The organism is Dokdonia sp. Asnod2-E02 (genome assembly GCF_045063915.1).
Lineage (GTDB): Bacteria > Bacteroidota > Bacteroidia > Flavobacteriales > Flavobacteriaceae > Dokdonia.
In genome coordinates this window covers 522,659-538,094 of record NZ_JBEFNX010000005.1, presented here as the reverse complement: position 1 = coordinate 538,094, position 15,436 = coordinate 522,659, and the positions used below count along the sequence as shown (strand labels likewise).

13 protein-coding genes are annotated in these 15,436 nt (G+C 36.2%); 10 read left to right on the top strand and 3 right to left on the bottom strand.

Going from position 1 to position 15,436, the window contains the following annotated elements:
• Positions 1-7: 7 nt before the first annotated feature.
• A complete protein-coding gene (gene tsaE, locus ACJJVM_RS02365) occupies positions 8-415 on the bottom strand; it encodes a tRNA (adenosine(37)-N6)-threonylcarbamoyltransferase complex ATPase subunit type 1 TsaE (RefSeq protein WP_405210680.1) in 408 nt (135 codons plus the stop codon).
• 857 nt (positions 416-1,272) lie between these two features.
• Between tsaE and ACJJVM_RS02360 the strand changes: the two genes are divergently transcribed.
• Positions 1,273-3,126, top strand: coding sequence for a helix-turn-helix domain-containing protein (locus tag ACJJVM_RS02360; RefSeq protein ID WP_405210679.1), 1,854 nt, complete (start codon positions 1,273-1,275; stop codon positions 3,124-3,126).
• A 225-nt stretch (positions 3,127-3,351) separates the two neighbouring features.
• Positions 3,352-5,148 carry a helix-turn-helix domain-containing protein gene (locus tag ACJJVM_RS02355; protein ID WP_405210678.1) on the top strand — a complete coding sequence of 599 codons (1,797 nt, stop codon included), beginning with the start codon at positions 3,352-3,354 and terminating at the stop codon, positions 5,146-5,148.
• Positions 5,149-5,224: 76 nt separating this feature from the next.
• Here the strand turns inward: ACJJVM_RS02355 and ACJJVM_RS02350 are convergent, their stop codons facing one another.
• Complete coding sequence (locus ACJJVM_RS02350) at positions 5,225-5,923, bottom strand: hypothetical protein (protein ID WP_405210677.1); 699 nt, start codon at positions 5,921-5,923, stop codon at positions 5,225-5,227.
• Between the two features lie 204 nt (positions 5,924-6,127).
• On the bottom strand, positions 6,128-7,675 hold the full coding sequence (locus tag ACJJVM_RS02345; protein ID WP_405210676.1) for a PglZ domain-containing protein: 1,548 nt from the start codon (positions 7,673-7,675) through the stop codon (positions 6,128-6,130).
• Between the two features lie 108 nt (positions 7,676-7,783).
• On the opposite strand from ACJJVM_RS02345, the gene ACJJVM_RS02340 reads away from it, so the two are divergent.
• From ACJJVM_RS02340 to sucD, 8 genes are all read left to right on the top strand, one after another.
• Positions 7,784-9,007, top strand: coding sequence for an HD domain-containing protein (locus ACJJVM_RS02340; RefSeq protein ID WP_405210675.1), 1,224 nt, complete (start codon positions 7,784-7,786; stop codon positions 9,005-9,007).
• Positions 9,008-9,028: 21 nt separating this feature from the next.
• Positions 9,029-10,054, top strand: coding sequence for a UDP-3-O-(3-hydroxymyristoyl)glucosamine N-acyltransferase (lpxD, locus tag ACJJVM_RS02335; RefSeq protein ID WP_298350245.1), 1,026 nt, complete (start codon positions 9,029-9,031; stop codon positions 10,052-10,054).
• Positions 10,047-11,453: a bifunctional UDP-3-O-[3-hydroxymyristoyl] N-acetylglucosamine deacetylase/3-hydroxyacyl-ACP dehydratase gene (locus ACJJVM_RS02330; RefSeq protein ID WP_405210674.1), complete on the top strand. Its 1,407-nt coding sequence runs from the start codon at positions 10,047-10,049 to the stop codon at positions 11,451-11,453. Before lpxD ends, ACJJVM_RS02330 begins: the two co-directional genes overlap by 8 nt.
• Before the next feature lies 1 nt (position 11,454).
• Positions 11,455-12,237: an acyl-ACP--UDP-N-acetylglucosamine O-acyltransferase gene (gene lpxA, locus ACJJVM_RS02325; RefSeq protein WP_021778942.1), complete on the top strand. Its 783-nt coding sequence runs from the start codon at positions 11,455-11,457 to the stop codon at positions 12,235-12,237.
• Positions 12,238-12,430: 193 nt separating this feature from the next.
• Positions 12,431-12,997, top strand: a complete 567-nt coding sequence (gene efp, locus ACJJVM_RS02320) for an elongation factor P (protein ID WP_298350250.1) — start codon at positions 12,431-12,433, stop codon at positions 12,995-12,997.
• 67 nt (positions 12,998-13,064) lie between these two features.
• A complete protein-coding gene (locus ACJJVM_RS02315; protein WP_299149390.1) occupies positions 13,065-14,000 on the top strand; it encodes a UDP-3-O-(3-hydroxymyristoyl)glucosamine N-acyltransferase in 936 nt (311 codons plus the stop codon).
• Positions 14,000-14,401 carry a nuclear transport factor 2 family protein gene (locus ACJJVM_RS02310; protein ID WP_298350253.1) on the top strand — a complete coding sequence of 134 codons (402 nt, stop codon included), beginning with the start codon at positions 14,000-14,002 and terminating at the stop codon, positions 14,399-14,401. Before ACJJVM_RS02315 ends, ACJJVM_RS02310 begins: the two co-directional genes overlap by 1 nt.
• A gap of 74 nt (positions 14,402-14,475) precedes the next feature.
• A complete protein-coding gene (gene sucD / locus ACJJVM_RS02305) occupies positions 14,476-15,348 on the top strand; it encodes a succinate--CoA ligase subunit alpha (protein WP_021778946.1) in 873 nt (290 codons plus the stop codon).
• Positions 15,349-15,436 lie beyond the last annotated feature (88 nt).

Genomic DNA, 15,436 nt, shown 5'->3' with positions numbered 1-15,436 from the left:
AACATAATTAATTTATTGATATTACTCTTTTATTAGTGTTTTGCTTCTCTATCTTGATAATATCTGCTTCTTTTGGTAAAAATTTTGAAATATTATCAGGCCACTCAATAAATATCCAGTCACCATTATATATATATTCTTCAAATCCCATATCAAGCGCTTCTTCTTGATTTGTGATTCTATAAAAGTCAAAGTGGTAAATGAGCTGGTCATTACCTGTGACATATTCATTAACAATTGAAAAAGTGGGGCTACTTATGGTGTCTGTCACACCAAGTTTTTTTGCAATGGCTTTAATAAGTGTTGTTTTACCAGCACCCATCTCTCCATAAAAAAGCAATACGTTGCTTTGCACGGTAGTGACGATTTTATCTGCAATAGCTTCTATATCAGATAAATCATAAGATATTTGCATTATTAAGTATTTTAAGGGCGTTGCTAATATAAGAATTTTTTAAACTTTTATCGTTCAAATACTATATAGGAGTCTTAATATATCCAAATACGTAGGAATATTCTTTCAATTAAGATTAATAAGAGCTATTGTCAATTCATTTAGAAAAACCGAGGTAAATTTTTTGAATAGAATTTTACTCCTTTCCTTAAGAAGTAGGAAGGAGGAGTACAAAACTGTTGTCTTCTAATAAAAAGAAATAAAAATTTTGAAAGAAGTAGTGCGAGAGCAATACTTAATATAATTCTAATAAATCGATGTCAATCTGTAATAGATTTGAAGGTAACATTTGATTAACTGTTAGACCCCTTCATATAACTTGTTTTAGTTGCAAACCCCTAATATGTAGTATAAAAACGAGTTAATAAACACCGATTATTAGAATTGTGATAGTACCTTAAATTACAATTAATCCATTGTAATAGTAAATTACATCAGGTACTTGTCCATTTTTTGATTGTCCTTAAACGACATTAATAATTTAAAGGTCTTGTTTTATACCATACCAATCAACTAGGGTGTAGGTACATTTATAAATATACCGTCTATATTTATCTTTTTACCGAAATTTCAATGCGCTGAAAAACAATGGTTTGATTGTTGTTTTGTCCATTTAAAGTAAAAAGAACATAATGTATTTCAAATAGACATTTGAAGTCAAAAAATCTGCTAAAATAATGGCATAAAATATCGGCACGACATACACTTACTTCTATGTGTTAAGTAAAAACTATGAGGTGTTATTCATTTAATGAAATAAGTAAGAAATTTCGTTTGTTTATCAATGAATGTATATTTTTGACTTTTACTTGCTATTTATGAAGAAGCGCGTTTTTCTCCTCTTTTTATTTTATTCTATTGTAACTATTTCTGGTAATGCTCAAGATTTACCCTTCCTAATAGATGATAAAGTCCCAGACTCTATACGACTACAAGATTATCAAGCAGTAAGGAAAAAATTCTTTGAACTTACTCACAAAGACCCTCAAGTAATTGATACGCTATTATTAGAGTTGTACAGTAAAGATTTAATAATTAAAGCAACAGAGAAGAATGACTATCTAGAAGTCTCTAAATTTTATATTACACTAAGTAATTACCGAGAGAATAGTTTACCTACCATTGATTATGTAATAGGGTATACCACAACACATAATCTTGACGAGTTTTACATTGAGGCTTTAATAAGTAAAGCTCTTTATTTTATAAGGATAGAATCTAATTTAGAAGAAGCTTATAGTTTAGCTCAAGAGGCTTACGATAAGAATCAACATTTTAATAATCCAGTTATAGCGTATACCACAAAAAATATTATGGGAGTATTGCTAGAAGACAGTGGTAAATTTAATGATGCTATTAAAATGTATTTGGAACTTGAAGAGTTATATCATACTGATGTAATTAATGAAATATTTAAGTTTAACACTGATCAATATATTAAGGAGGCTCTTACAGAAATACAGTATGGTCTGGCTTTAACATATTTTAAACTTAAAAAATATAAAAAAGCTTCTGAATATATTAACAAAGTAAAGGAGTATGCAGATATCTCTGGTAGTAAAGAATATCTTAGCGCGTATTTAGGCTTAAAAGGTGGTATTTTAATAAGAAAAGAAAACTATACAGAAGGTTTGAAATTAACCAACGAATATCTAGACCTTTCTATTAACCGAAATAATAACGAGTTTTCTCACTCCTATACAATGCAAGGCATCGCTTATAGGGGCTTACAACAACCAGAGAAGGCTCTAACTTCATTTCTCACAGCCGATAGTTTACGTGATATTGCAGGATCAGATTATTTCTTTTCAGATTTAAAAGTTACTTATGATTATCTACACAATCATTATAAACAAATAGGAGATGTAGCTAGACAAATTGAATATCTCAATAAGATGATTGCTTGTGAAGAGGAGTATGGTAAACTTAGCCAGAATGTAGGTGACGAGATAATAGCGTCTTACACGTTACCAGAGTTGCTGTCAGAAAAAGAAAACGCGATAAAGACATTAGAACAAGAAAAAGAAAGTAGAAACATTGGTATAATTCTCTTTGTAATATTGGGAGTGCTAGCGGTAACCTTTGCGATTTACCAGTATAGAAGACGACTCAAGTTAAAGCAACGTTTTATAAACTTAAGAGATACTTATAGTGAACGCATAACCACTGAGGAGAGACGAGAAGAAGCTACTGCAGTCAAGCTGCCTGTTGTAGAAGATCATATAGAAGGCGCATTATCACATATTAAACCAGCCCAGCTTGAAAAAATACAAGAAGGCTTAGACAGTTTTGAGAAAAAGGCTCTTTTTACATCTCATAACGTGACCCTCAAGAGCCTAGCCAAACAAATAGGGACAAACGCTTCATACCTTTCAAAATATATTAATGTTGAAAAATCTGAAAATTTTTCTACTTACTTAAATGATTTGAGAATTAATTATGTCCTTAAAGAGCTTTACAACAATCCCAAATTAAAATCTTACACAGTCGCCGCTATAGCAGAGGAGGTAGGCTTTTCTAACGTAAAATCATTTTCAACACACTTTAAACGTGTCACTGGGCTTTCGGTCTCCTATTTTATAAAAAATCTTTCTAGTGAGCGAGACAGCTTTTCTAATGAGGAGAAGGACGGCGTTATCAACCTTTCTGATCGTGTGAATAAAGCTGGTTAATTAACATTTGTTTTTTAGTACGCTTTCGCGAAAGCGTAATTACTCTTTGTAATATTGAAGTTTTATATGATCAATAGGTGGCTAAAAGGATAATCTACATTGTGAAATCGTAAGAAATTTCGTAAAATTTAAAATGTAATCTCTATTTTTGTCGGCTATTAGTTAGTTTCCCTTATGAAGGTTTACACCTTATATTTTTTTACAATACTTCTTTGTCTACCAGCTTTGGTATCCAGCCAAGACCTACCCTATATCACAGATCAAGAAGTACCAGATTCTATAGCCTCTATAGACTACTCAGTACTTAGAAAACAGTTTTTTAAATTTGCAGTTGAGCCACCTGCAAATGTTGATTCACTCACTATAGAACTCTATGCTAAGTCTCTGATTATAGAAGCTCAGCAAAAAGAACTAAAAGCTGACTTTGCTAAATTTTATAGTAATTTGGGTACTTTTAGAGGAGATATTGCAAGTATAGATTATGCACTTCAACATACAGACAAACAAGAATCATCAGACTTATATGAGCAGATATTAATTGAAAAGGCTATCAATCTTCTTTACATTGATCAACTTCAAGAATCTTATGAGATCGCTCAAGAGGCCTTAAAATTTGCAGAAAAATCTAAAAACTTATCAAATGAATGGTCTCTAAAAAACTTAATAGCCGTATTACTTGTTAATAATAATAAAGCCGTTGAGGGAATACAGGTTTTGAAAGAAATTGAAGAAACCTACAGTACAGATAAGATCAGAAATATATTTCCATATGGTGATGAAGCTTCTCATAAAGAAACATTGGCATCTGTGCAATATAGTATTGCTACTGCTTATTATGATATAAATAAATTAGACAGCGCCACACATTATATATCAAAGATTGAGCAATATGCAAAAGATGCTAGTGATAATGACTATTATTTATCCTACGTAGGGTTACAAGCAGGCATCTATATTAAATCACATAATTTTAAAGAGGGTTTAAAGTTTACTAATCAATATTTGGTTGAAAATCTAGATGCAGATGATGATGAGCTATCACACTCTTATGCTTTAAAAGGCATAGCTCACAAGGGACTACAGCAACCGGAAGAAGCGCTCGCTGCGTTTCTTAAAACTGATAGTTTACACGAGACTGGTGGTGCAGATTATTTCTTTCAAGAACTTAAAACCACCTATGATTACCTCCTTACACATTACAAAAACACGGGTAATAGCACAAAACAAATTGAGTACCTCAATAAAATGATAACCTATGAAGAGGATTATGGTTCACTTAGTAAAACCATAGGTGATGGTATTGTGGCATCTTATACAATCCCTCAATTACTCTCAGAAAAGGAAGCAGTCATACAAAGTCTTGAGGGTGATAAAAAACAGCGCAACGTTGGTCTTATTTTTTTTATAAGCCTAGGGTTACTTGCCCTATTTTATGCGCTTATTCAATATAGAAAGCGACGTATTTTAAAACAACGTTTTGAAAAATTGCGCGCCATATATAGTGAGTGGGTCGTACAAGAAACAAACCCTATAAAGGAAGCCGAACCAGCCTTAGCTGTTGTAGAACCTGAGATAGACGGGCCTTTATCACACATAAAGCCAGCACAACTAGAAAAGATACAAGAAGGTCTAGACCGTTTTGAGAAAAAGGCCCTTTTTACTTCTCATAACGTGACGCTTAAGAGTCTTGCTGCACAAATAGGAACAAACGCCTCCTATCTTTCTAAATACATTAATGTAGAAAAATCTGATAATTTTTCTACCTACCTAAGTGATTTACGTGTTAATTATGTGCTTAAGGAGCTGTATGCTTCTCACAAACTACGTTCATATACCGTTGCCGCCATTGCAGAGGAGATAGGTTTTTCTAACGTAAAATCATTTTCTACACACTTTAAGCGTGTGACTGGACTCTCTGTATCTTATTTTATTAAGAATCTAGAGGGTATTAAAGAGACTGCTGTGACAAAAAAAGATGATAATGTGATAGACTTTTTAGAGCGAATTAATAAAACGGGGTAACTACGTTTTGATATCTTATAGCATCATAAAAAAACCACAGCTCTGGCTGTGGTTTTTTATTTAAAAATGAGGGTGTTTAAAACTTCTTAAGACGATAGCTCAGGTTAAAGTAAGGCAATATAATAGAAGCATTAGGTCTTGTGGTCGTACCAAACTCGTGTTGTGTAGAAAAGTATATCCCACCTGTAAAGCTTATGCCATTGCTTTCATAACCTAAAGCCGCATTAGTAGGATACCACGTAAAATTTCCATCTCTTCTAGTAGCTATACTACCAAATTCACCCAGTTCAGGTATATCTAAAAATTGCGTAGTGGCATATCTTGTTCCAGTATTTGCAATACTTGTTCCAAACCTCACGTAAAGGCTCTTGCCTTGTGAGAGCATAAAATGCTTTTCTATATAAAAATTATAATCCATTATTAATCTATATATAGGCTTGTCATAAGTTATTTCCAAATTATTTGGAACGTTTGCTCTCTCGTTATAGACAAAGTTATAACGTAAGGAGTGTGAAAAGTTAAAACTCCAATTTTTTACAAACTCCCACCCCAACTCATAGTTTATGGAGGGACCTATTAACATATCATCAGTATTAAATGATACAGGCGCTAAAGACATAATAAGACCTGGCTCAAGTTCTCTTATAGTTGTTATTCTATATTCTGTACCTATAGAGAAGGAGAACTTTTTTCTTTTGGTTTCTTGTTCTTGAGATAATCCAAAGGCACTATGTAATATTAAAAATAAAAGAGGGAGGTATTTTGCTTTGAGCATTTTAATTGTTTTATAATTTAAAGATGCTCTTTTCTTAGATGACGTACAAAATGTGTTTACGAAGAATCATAAAAAAGCAGCCTTGTTTTATAAATATTCCTAATAATAATCGCGCTGAGATTTTCCATAATAACATAAAAAAACCACAGCTTCTGGCTGTGGTTTTTTTAGTTGAGTTTACGCTTTCGCGAAAGCGTAATACGTCTATTTAGGTTCCATTACAACAAATGGAATCACCATTTCTTCAAGGCTCACGCCTCCGTGCTGGTAGGTATTTCTATAATAACTCACGTAGTGATTAAAATTATTTGGGTAGGCAAAAAAGAGGTCACTCTTTGCAAAAATATAAGAGCTACTCATATTTATAGAAGGTAAGTGTATGGTGCGCGGGTCTGGTGCTGCGAGTACATCTTTATCTTCATACGTAAGGCTACGGCCTGTTTTATAACGTAGGTTAAGACTCGTGTTTTTATCACCTATTACCTTAGAAGGATTTTTTACATTTATGGTACCGTGGTCTGTAGTAAGTACCAGCTTCATACCCAGCTCCTGTGCTTGCTGTATCATAGAGAGCAGCGGCGAGTTTTTAAACCAGCTCTCTGTAAGGGAGCGGTATGCCTTATCATTACTAGCTAGCTCTTTTATAACTTCCATCTCGGTTTTAGAGTGGGAGAGCATATCTACAAAGTTATAAACCACCACAGTAAGGTCGTTATCCTTTTGAGACTTAAAGTTGTCTGCTAGCTTTTTACCATTTTTAAGATTAGTGATTTTGTGGTATTCCCACTTTACATCTAGGCTTAATCTCTTAAGTTGCGCCTCAAGAAAGGCCGCCTCGTGCATATTTTTTCCTCCCTCATCTGTATCATCAAGCCATAGATTGGGGTGTTTCTTTTTCATATCTTCTGGCATAAGCCCAGAAAATATGGCATTACGAGCATACTGTGTTGCCGTAGGGAGTATACTGTAGTAAGGCTCTTCTTGTACTTTTTTATAATGAGCAGCAAGGTGTGGCTCAAAAGCCTTCCACTGGTCATAGCGCATATTATCTATCACCACAAAGAGGGTAGGACTACCTTTTTTAATATGAGGCTGTACCTTGTCTTTAAACAAAGTGTGAGACATTGTAGGGGCCTCATAACCGTCAAACCAGTCTGGGTAATTTTTATCTATAAATTTACAAAACTGGTTATTTGCCTCTGTTTTTTGAGACTCTAGAATCTCAAACATCCCGCTATCTTCTATGCCTTCTAGCTCCATCTCCCAGTAAATGAGCTTCTGGTACAGTTCGCTCCACTCCTCAAAACTATTTATCATAGAGAGGTCCATCGCAATTTTTCTAAACTCTTGCTGGTATGAGGATGTTGTCTTCTGGCTTATCAGACGGCTATGGTCAAGATTTTTCTTTAAGCTTAGTAAGATCTGGTTAGGGTTTACCGGTTTTATAAGGTAGTCTACTATTTTTGAGCCTATGGCTTCCTCCATAATGTACTCTTCCTCACTCTTAGTGATCATTACGACGGGTACATTTTCTCTTTTATTTTTTATCTCATTGAGCGTCTCAAGTCCCGTGAGGCCAGGCATATTCTCGTCTAGAAATATGATATCAAAATTTTGCTCATCTATCATATCTACTGCCTCTGCACCGTTATCACAGGTGGTCACACTATAGTTTTTCTTTTCCAGAAAGAGGATGTGTGGTTTTAATAAGTCTATTTCGTCGTCTACCCAGAGTATTTGTATGTTGCTCATATATATAGTTAGTTCTTTAGTGGCCTTACCGTTGTATGGTGAAACCTTATATTTGTAAGGAGTACGCTTTCGCGAAAGCGTAAAACAACAGAATTTAAACTTTTTCTATTGCAGTCTTCCAAAGTTACAATTATTAACGACCCAATTTATGGGTTTATTACCATACCAAATGGGGTGCTCTTTGATCTCATACAGCACAAATATTTTCAGCGACTGAGACGTATCACCCAGATGGGACTTTCTTATCTCGTATATCCTGGGGCGCACCACACCAGATTTCAGCACGCTATAGGCTGTCTGGGTGTAATGCAAAAAGCGCTCAAAGTCCTTGTAGATAAAGGTGTTGTTATATCTGAGGAAGAGCAAGAAGCTGTACTTATAGCCATCTTATTGCACGACATAGGTCACGGTCCTTTTTCTCACGCGATGGAGCATAGCATTGTAGACGGGGTGAGTCACGAAGACATTTCTACCTTATTTATGGAGGCTCTCAATGAGGAGTTTAACGGAAGTTTAACGCTCGCCATACAAATTTTTGAAGGGTCATATCATCGCTCCTTTTTAAATCAGCTGGTTTCTGGGCAGCTAGATATGGATCGTACAGACTACCTCAAGCGCGATAGCTTTTATACGGGTATGGCAGAGGGTAACATTAATACAGAGCGCATAGTCGCAATGCTCAATGTAAAGGATGACCACCTAGTGGTAGAAGAAAAAGGTGTGTATACGGTAGAGAAGTTTCTCGTGGCGCGACGCCTTATGTACTGGCAAGTGTATTTGCATAAAACAGGTATTGTGGCAGAGCAATTGCTTACCAGGGTACTTAAAAGAGCAAAAGAGCTCTCGCGAGAGGGTGAGATATTACCTTCTAGCAAGGCACTGCAGTTCTTTTTACAAAATCAAATAGATAGCGATACCATAAAAAAGAGCTTAGATACCTTTGCACAGCTTGATGATTATGATATTATTTCGGCAATGAAGGAGTGGTGCTCGCATAAGGACTTTGTGCTTTCTGAGCTGTCTAAGAGTATTATAAATAGAGACTTATTAAAAGTAAAAATACGTAAGAAGCCCTTTGCTCCAGCAAAGCTAGAGAAGCATAGAAGCGCTCTTATGGAGCAGTATGGTATCTCTCAAGAAGAGGCAAATTACTTTGTAATTACGGGTACGATATCTAATCAAGCGTATAATTATAAAAAAGGGGGTATCAATATATTATTGAGTAATGGAAAGATTGTAGATGTTGTAAAGGCTAGTGACCAGCTTAGTTTAAAATCGCTTACTAAAGAAGTAGTTAAAAACTATCTGTGTTACCCAAAACCTAAACGTTAATTTTTCCTATTTTTGTGCTTTATGAAATTTACCGCAACCCAAATCGCAGGCATACTAGAAGGGACCGTAGAAGGTAACCCAGAAGTAGAGGTCTCTAAGCTCGCCAAAATAGAAGAAGGAACCCCTGGGTCTCTTACTTTTCTGGCAAACCCTAAGTATACATCATACATCTACTCAACAGAGGCAAGTATTGCCATTGTTGGTAATGACTTTGTGGCAGATCAAGAAGTTAAGCCTACGCTCATACGTGTAGAAGATGCTTATAAGTCTTTTTCAAAATTACTAGAATACTATAATCAAGTAAAACTTAATAAGTCTGGTATAGAGCAACCTTGCTTTATATCTGATACGGCTAGTTATGGTGAAGGACTATATCTAGGTGCATTTTCTTACTTAGGTGATAACGTACGTATAGGTGATAATGTAAAGATCTATCCTAATGTATATATAGGTGATAATGTAACTATAGGTGATAACTGCGTGCTTTTTGCAGGGTCTAAGGTATACTCAGACAGTGTGATAGGTAATACTGTTTATATACACAGTGGTGCTATAGTGGGCGCAGATGGATTTGGCTTTACGCCAAATGAAAAAGGGGAGTATAGTAAAGTACCACAAACAGGTAATGTAATTATAGAAGATCACGTAGATATAGGTGCTGGTACTACTATAGATCGTGCTACCCTAGGATCTACTATTATAAGAAAAGGAGTAAAACTAGATAACCAAATACAGATTGCACATAACGTAGAGATAGGTGCACACACCGCTATTGCTGCTCAGACTGGAGTTGCGGGGTCTACTAAGATAGGTAAGCATTGTCTTATAGGTGGGCAAGTAGGTATCTCTGGTCACCTCACTATAGGCGATAAAGTGCGTATACAAGCACAATCTGGTATAGGAAGAAATATAAAAGATGGTGAAGTGCTGCAAGGCTCTCCATCATTTAACTACGCAGACTGGAACCGCTCTTATGTACATTTTAAAAATTTACCAAAAATTGTACAAGCGGTAAACAAACTAGAAAAACAACAAAACAATGGGTAACGCTAAAGCACAACAACGTACGATAGCAAAAGAAGTAAGCCTTACAGGAGTAGGTTTGCATACTGGCGCAAATGTAAAAATGACATTTAAGCCAGCACCAGAAAATCACGGGTACAAGTTTAAGCGATTAGACATTGAAGGCGAGCCTATTCTCAATGCAGATGCCTCTCTTGTGACTAACACGCAGCGAGGGACTAACCTTGAGAAGAACGGTGTTGCTATACAAACTACAGAGCACGTTCTTGCAGCTTGTGTAGGTCTAGAGATAGATAACCTGCTTATCGAGCTAGACGCATCTGAGCCGCCTATTATGGATGGATCGTCAAAGTTTTTTGTAGAAGCACTAGAAGAGGCAGGTATACAAGAGCAAGAAGCTATACGAGATGAGTATATTGTAAAAGAAGTGATTACCTACAGAGATGAAGAAACGGGTAGTGAGATTATTCTTATGCCATCAGACGAGTATCAGGTAACTACAATGGTAGACTTTGGTACAAAGGTGCTAGGTACTCAAAATGCAAGTATACAGCACATCTCAGAGTTTAAAGAAGAGATATCAGATAGTAGAACATTTAGTTTTCTACACGAGATAGAGATGCTACTTGAGCACGGTCTTATAAAAGGAGGTGATCTTAACAATGCAATTGTATATGTAGATAAGGAATTATCGCCTAGTACAATGGAAAAGTTACGCGTAGCCTTTAATAAAGATCACATTGCGGTAAAACCTAACGGTATTTTAGACAACCTTACTTTGCATCACGCAAACGAGGCAGCACGTCATAAATTACTTGATGTAATAGGTGACCTTGCACTTGCAGGTACTCGTATACGTGGTAAAGTAATAGCAAATAAGCCTGGGCATTTTGTAAATACACAGTTTGCAAAGAAGCTACAGAAAATTATAAAAAATGAGCGTCGTAACTATGTGCCAGATGTAGACTTACACGCAGCGCCGGTAAAGGATATTAATCAAATTATGGAGATGTTACCACACAGACCTCCATTCTTACTGGTAGATAAAATTCTAGAACTTACAGAAGAGCACGTAATAGGTATAAAAAATGTCACGATGAATGAACCATTCTTCGTAGGGCATTTTCCTGGTGCACCTGTAATGCCAGGAGTACTTCAGATTGAGGCAATGGCACAAACGGGAGGTATACTTGTATTAAGTACAGTGCCAGATCCAGAAAACTATCTTACTTATTTACTTAAAATAGATAACGTAAGATATAAACATCAAGTGGTGCCTGGTGATACGCTTATTTTTAAGCTAGACCTTATGGCGCCTATACGTAGAGGAATTTGCCAGATGCAAGCACGTGCTTATGCAAATGGAAAATTAGTGTCGGAGGCAGAGATAATGGCTCAGATCGTTAAAGTAAAAAATAACTAATATGAATCAGCCATTAGCATATGTGCACCCAGGTGCAAAAATTGCAAAGAATGTAGTGATAGAGCCTTTTACAACCATACATAATAATGTTGTGATAGGAGAGGGAAGCTGGATAGGTTCTAACGTAACTATTATGGAGGGAGCTCGTATAGGGAAGAACGTAAGTATCTTTCCGGGAGCAGTAATCTCTGCAGTGCCGCAAGATAAAAAGTTTAATGACGAAGATACTGTTACCATTATAGGTGATAACACCACGATACGTGAGTGTGTTACCATAAACCGTGGTACATCAGACCGTATGAAAACTCAAGTAGGTAATAATTGCTGGATTATGGCATACTGTCACATAGCACACGATTGTATCGTGGGCGATAACTGTATTTTTTCTAACAATAGTACACTAGCAGGACACATTACCGTAGGTGATTATGTGGTCCTTGCAGGTATGGCAGCCATACAGCAATTTTGTACCATAGGGAGCCACGCCTTTGTAACAGGTGGATCGCTAGTACGTAAGGATGTACCGCCATTTGTAAAAGCAGGTCGTGAGCCATTAAGTTATGTAGGTATAAACTCTATAGGACTACGTAGACGTGGTTTTACGACAGAAAAGATAAGAGAGATACAAGATATCTTCCGTATACTATACCAAAAGAATTATAACAACTCACAAGCGGTCACTATTATAGAAGCAGAGATGGAGGCAACTCAAGAGCGTGATGAGATCTTACAGTTTATAAAGAACTCTCAACGCGGTATTATGAAGGGGTACTTTAGCTCTTAATAGCTATGTTTACGCTTTCGCGAAAGCGGAATATAAACCATATCAAACAACCTCTAGCTTTAGGCGCGAGGTGACAGAATAATAATCAAGAGGGGAGAGTGGTAATCTTTTCCTATTTTCGCGAAAGCGTTATTTTAACAACAATATCAATATGAGTATCTCGAGCTAAGAGGTAGTCGATTAATTTTAATTTATGGCAACAACATCAGATATCCGTAACGGTCTTTGTTTACACTACAATAATGACATCTATAAAATTGTAGAATTTTTACACGTAAAACCTGGTAAAGGTCCAGCTTTTGTACGTACAAAAATGAAGAGCGTGACAACTGGAAAAGTGTTAGATAACACATTTTCGGCAGGACATAAAATTGAAGAAGTACGTGTAGAAACTCACAAATTTCAGTTTTTATACAATGATGGAGAAGGGTATCACTTTATGAATACCGAAGATTACACACAGATTGCTTTACAAGAAACAGCGCTAGATCGTTCTGACTTATTAAAGGAAGGTGAAGTAGTAACTGTACTTATTAACTCTGAAGACAACTCTCCGCTATCTGTAGATATGCCTGGTTCTGTTATACTAGAAGTAACACATACTGAGCCTGGAGTAAAAGGAAATACAGCTACAAATGCTACAAAACCTGCAACAGTAGAGACAGGTGCAGAGGTAAACGTGCCTTTATTTATAAATGAAGGAGATAAGATCAAAATCGAGACTGTAAAAGGTACGTACAAGGAGCGTGTTAAAGAATAAATAATACTAGCTAACTAATTATAAAAATCCCGCAATTTCGCGGGATTTTCTTATTATATTCGTAATCGTGAAATTTAAAAAACAACATACACTTCAAGAAGTTGCTAGTCTTATAGACGCCACATTTGTGGGTGAACCATCATTTCCAGTACTTGGTATGAATGAGATACACGTCGTAGAGGAGGGAGATATCGTATTTGTAGATCACCCTAAGTATTATGATAAAGCGCTTAACAGTGCTGCAACGGTTATACTTATCAATAAAGAGGTAGATTGTCCAGAAGGCAAAGGACTACTTATCTCTGATGATCCTTTTAGAGATTTTAATAAACTTACTACGCATTTTAAACCTTTTGAGAGTGCAGGAGCCAGTGTTGCCACAACAGCAACAATAGGTGAGGGAACCGTTATACAACCTAATGCCTTTATAGGTAATCACGTTACAATAGGTAAAAATTGTACCATACACTCTAACGTAAGCCTTTACGACCATACGGTAATAGGTGATAATGTGACAATACACGCTGGGAGTATACTGGGTGCAGATGCTTTTTATTATAAAAAACGTCCAGAAGGTTTTGATAAACTTAAATCTGGTGGTCGTGTAGTTATAAAAGATAATGTAGATATAGGTGCTGCTTGTACAATAGATAAAGGCGTTACAGGAGATACTACTGTAGGTGCTGGCACTAAAATAGATAACCAGGTGCACATAGGTCACGATACGGTTATAGGAGAGAAGGTTTTAATAGCTTCTCAGACAGGTATAGCTGGATGTGTAGTTATAGAAGATGAAGTGACATTGTGGGGTCAGGTAGGTGTAACCAGTGGTATAACCGTAGGTGGTAAAGCAGTTATCTCTGCACAAAGTGGTGTAAGTAAGTCACTAGAAGGTGGTAAAAGTTATTTTGGATCTCCAGCAGGAGATTTTAGAACAAAATATAAAGAGCTTGCGGCATTGCGACAGGTTCAAGAATTATTAGACAAATTAAATAAACAATAATGGCTAAGAGTAAGAAGAAGATCGTACAAGAGTTTTATAAGTCAGATTTTTTTAATGACACCTCTAACCTTGATAAGTATATGCATCCAGAAATGGAGCTTTACTGGAATGCAAAAACCGGATACAATCATATGGATATCCAGGCTGTAAAGGATATGGCAACAGAGGCTGGTAAGTCTTTTGATGCGGTACGACCTCAAATTACACACCTTCTGTCTGACGGTGATAATGTAGTGATACGCTTTACATATCACGTAACTACTATAGAAACACCAGAGGTAGAAGAGCCTATAGCACACTTTATGGCTATATGGGAACTTAAAGACGGATTAATGTACCGTGGTTACCAAATGAGCCAACCTATAGAAGAAGATAAAAAGGCTATGAAGTCTTGGAAGTAAAATTCATTAATATTTTACTTGAGAATACTTAATCAAACTGCTATTTTTGCAGAGCAAAATTTTAAAACAAACTGATGAGCGTTTTAGTAAATAAAGATTCAAAAATAATTGTTCAAGGATTTACAGGTAGCGAGGGAACTTTCCACGCGGGCCAGATGATCGACTATGGAACAAATGTAGTAGGTGGAGTTACTCCAGGTAAAGGAGGACAAGTACACCTAGATAAGCCTGTTTTTAACACAGTACAAGAAGCTGTAGAAAAAGTAGGAGCAGACACAACTATTATTTTTGTACCGCCAGCATTTGCTGCAGATGCAATTATGGAAGCTGCAGATGCAGGTATCAAAGTAATTATAACAATTACAGAAGGTATCCCTGTTGCAGATATGATCAAAGCATCAGACTATATCGCTACAAAAGAGTGTCGCCTTATAGGACCTAACTGTCCAGGTGTAATCACTCCAGGAGAAGCAAAAGTAGGTATTATGCCAGGTTTTGTTTTTAAAGAAGGAAAAGTAGGTATCGTTTCAAAATCTGGAACACTTACTTATGAAGCTGCAGACCAGGTTGTAAAACAAGGTCTTGGTATCACAACAGCTATCGGTATAGGTGGTGACCCAATTATCGGGACAACTACAAAAGAAGCTGTAGAGTTACTTATAAATGACCCAGCAACAGAAGCTGTCGTAATGATAGGTGAGATAGGTGGTCAACTAGAAGGTGATGCTGCAAAGTGGTATAAAGAAAGCGGAAGCAAGAAGCCAGTTATAGGATTTATAGCCGGAGAGACTGCACCAGCAGGACGTACAATGGGGCACGCAGGTGCAATTGTAGGTGGATCTGATGATACAGCTCAAGCTAAAAAAGCAATTATGAGAGAATGTGGAATACACGTAGTAGATTCTCCAGCAGAAATAGGTAAGAAAGTAGCAGAAGTTTTAGGCTAGTATTTTATCTAATAACTATTAAAAAAACCTCTCAAGTATCGAGAGGTTTTTTTGTGCTTTATGGTTATCGTAATTCTTATATTTGATA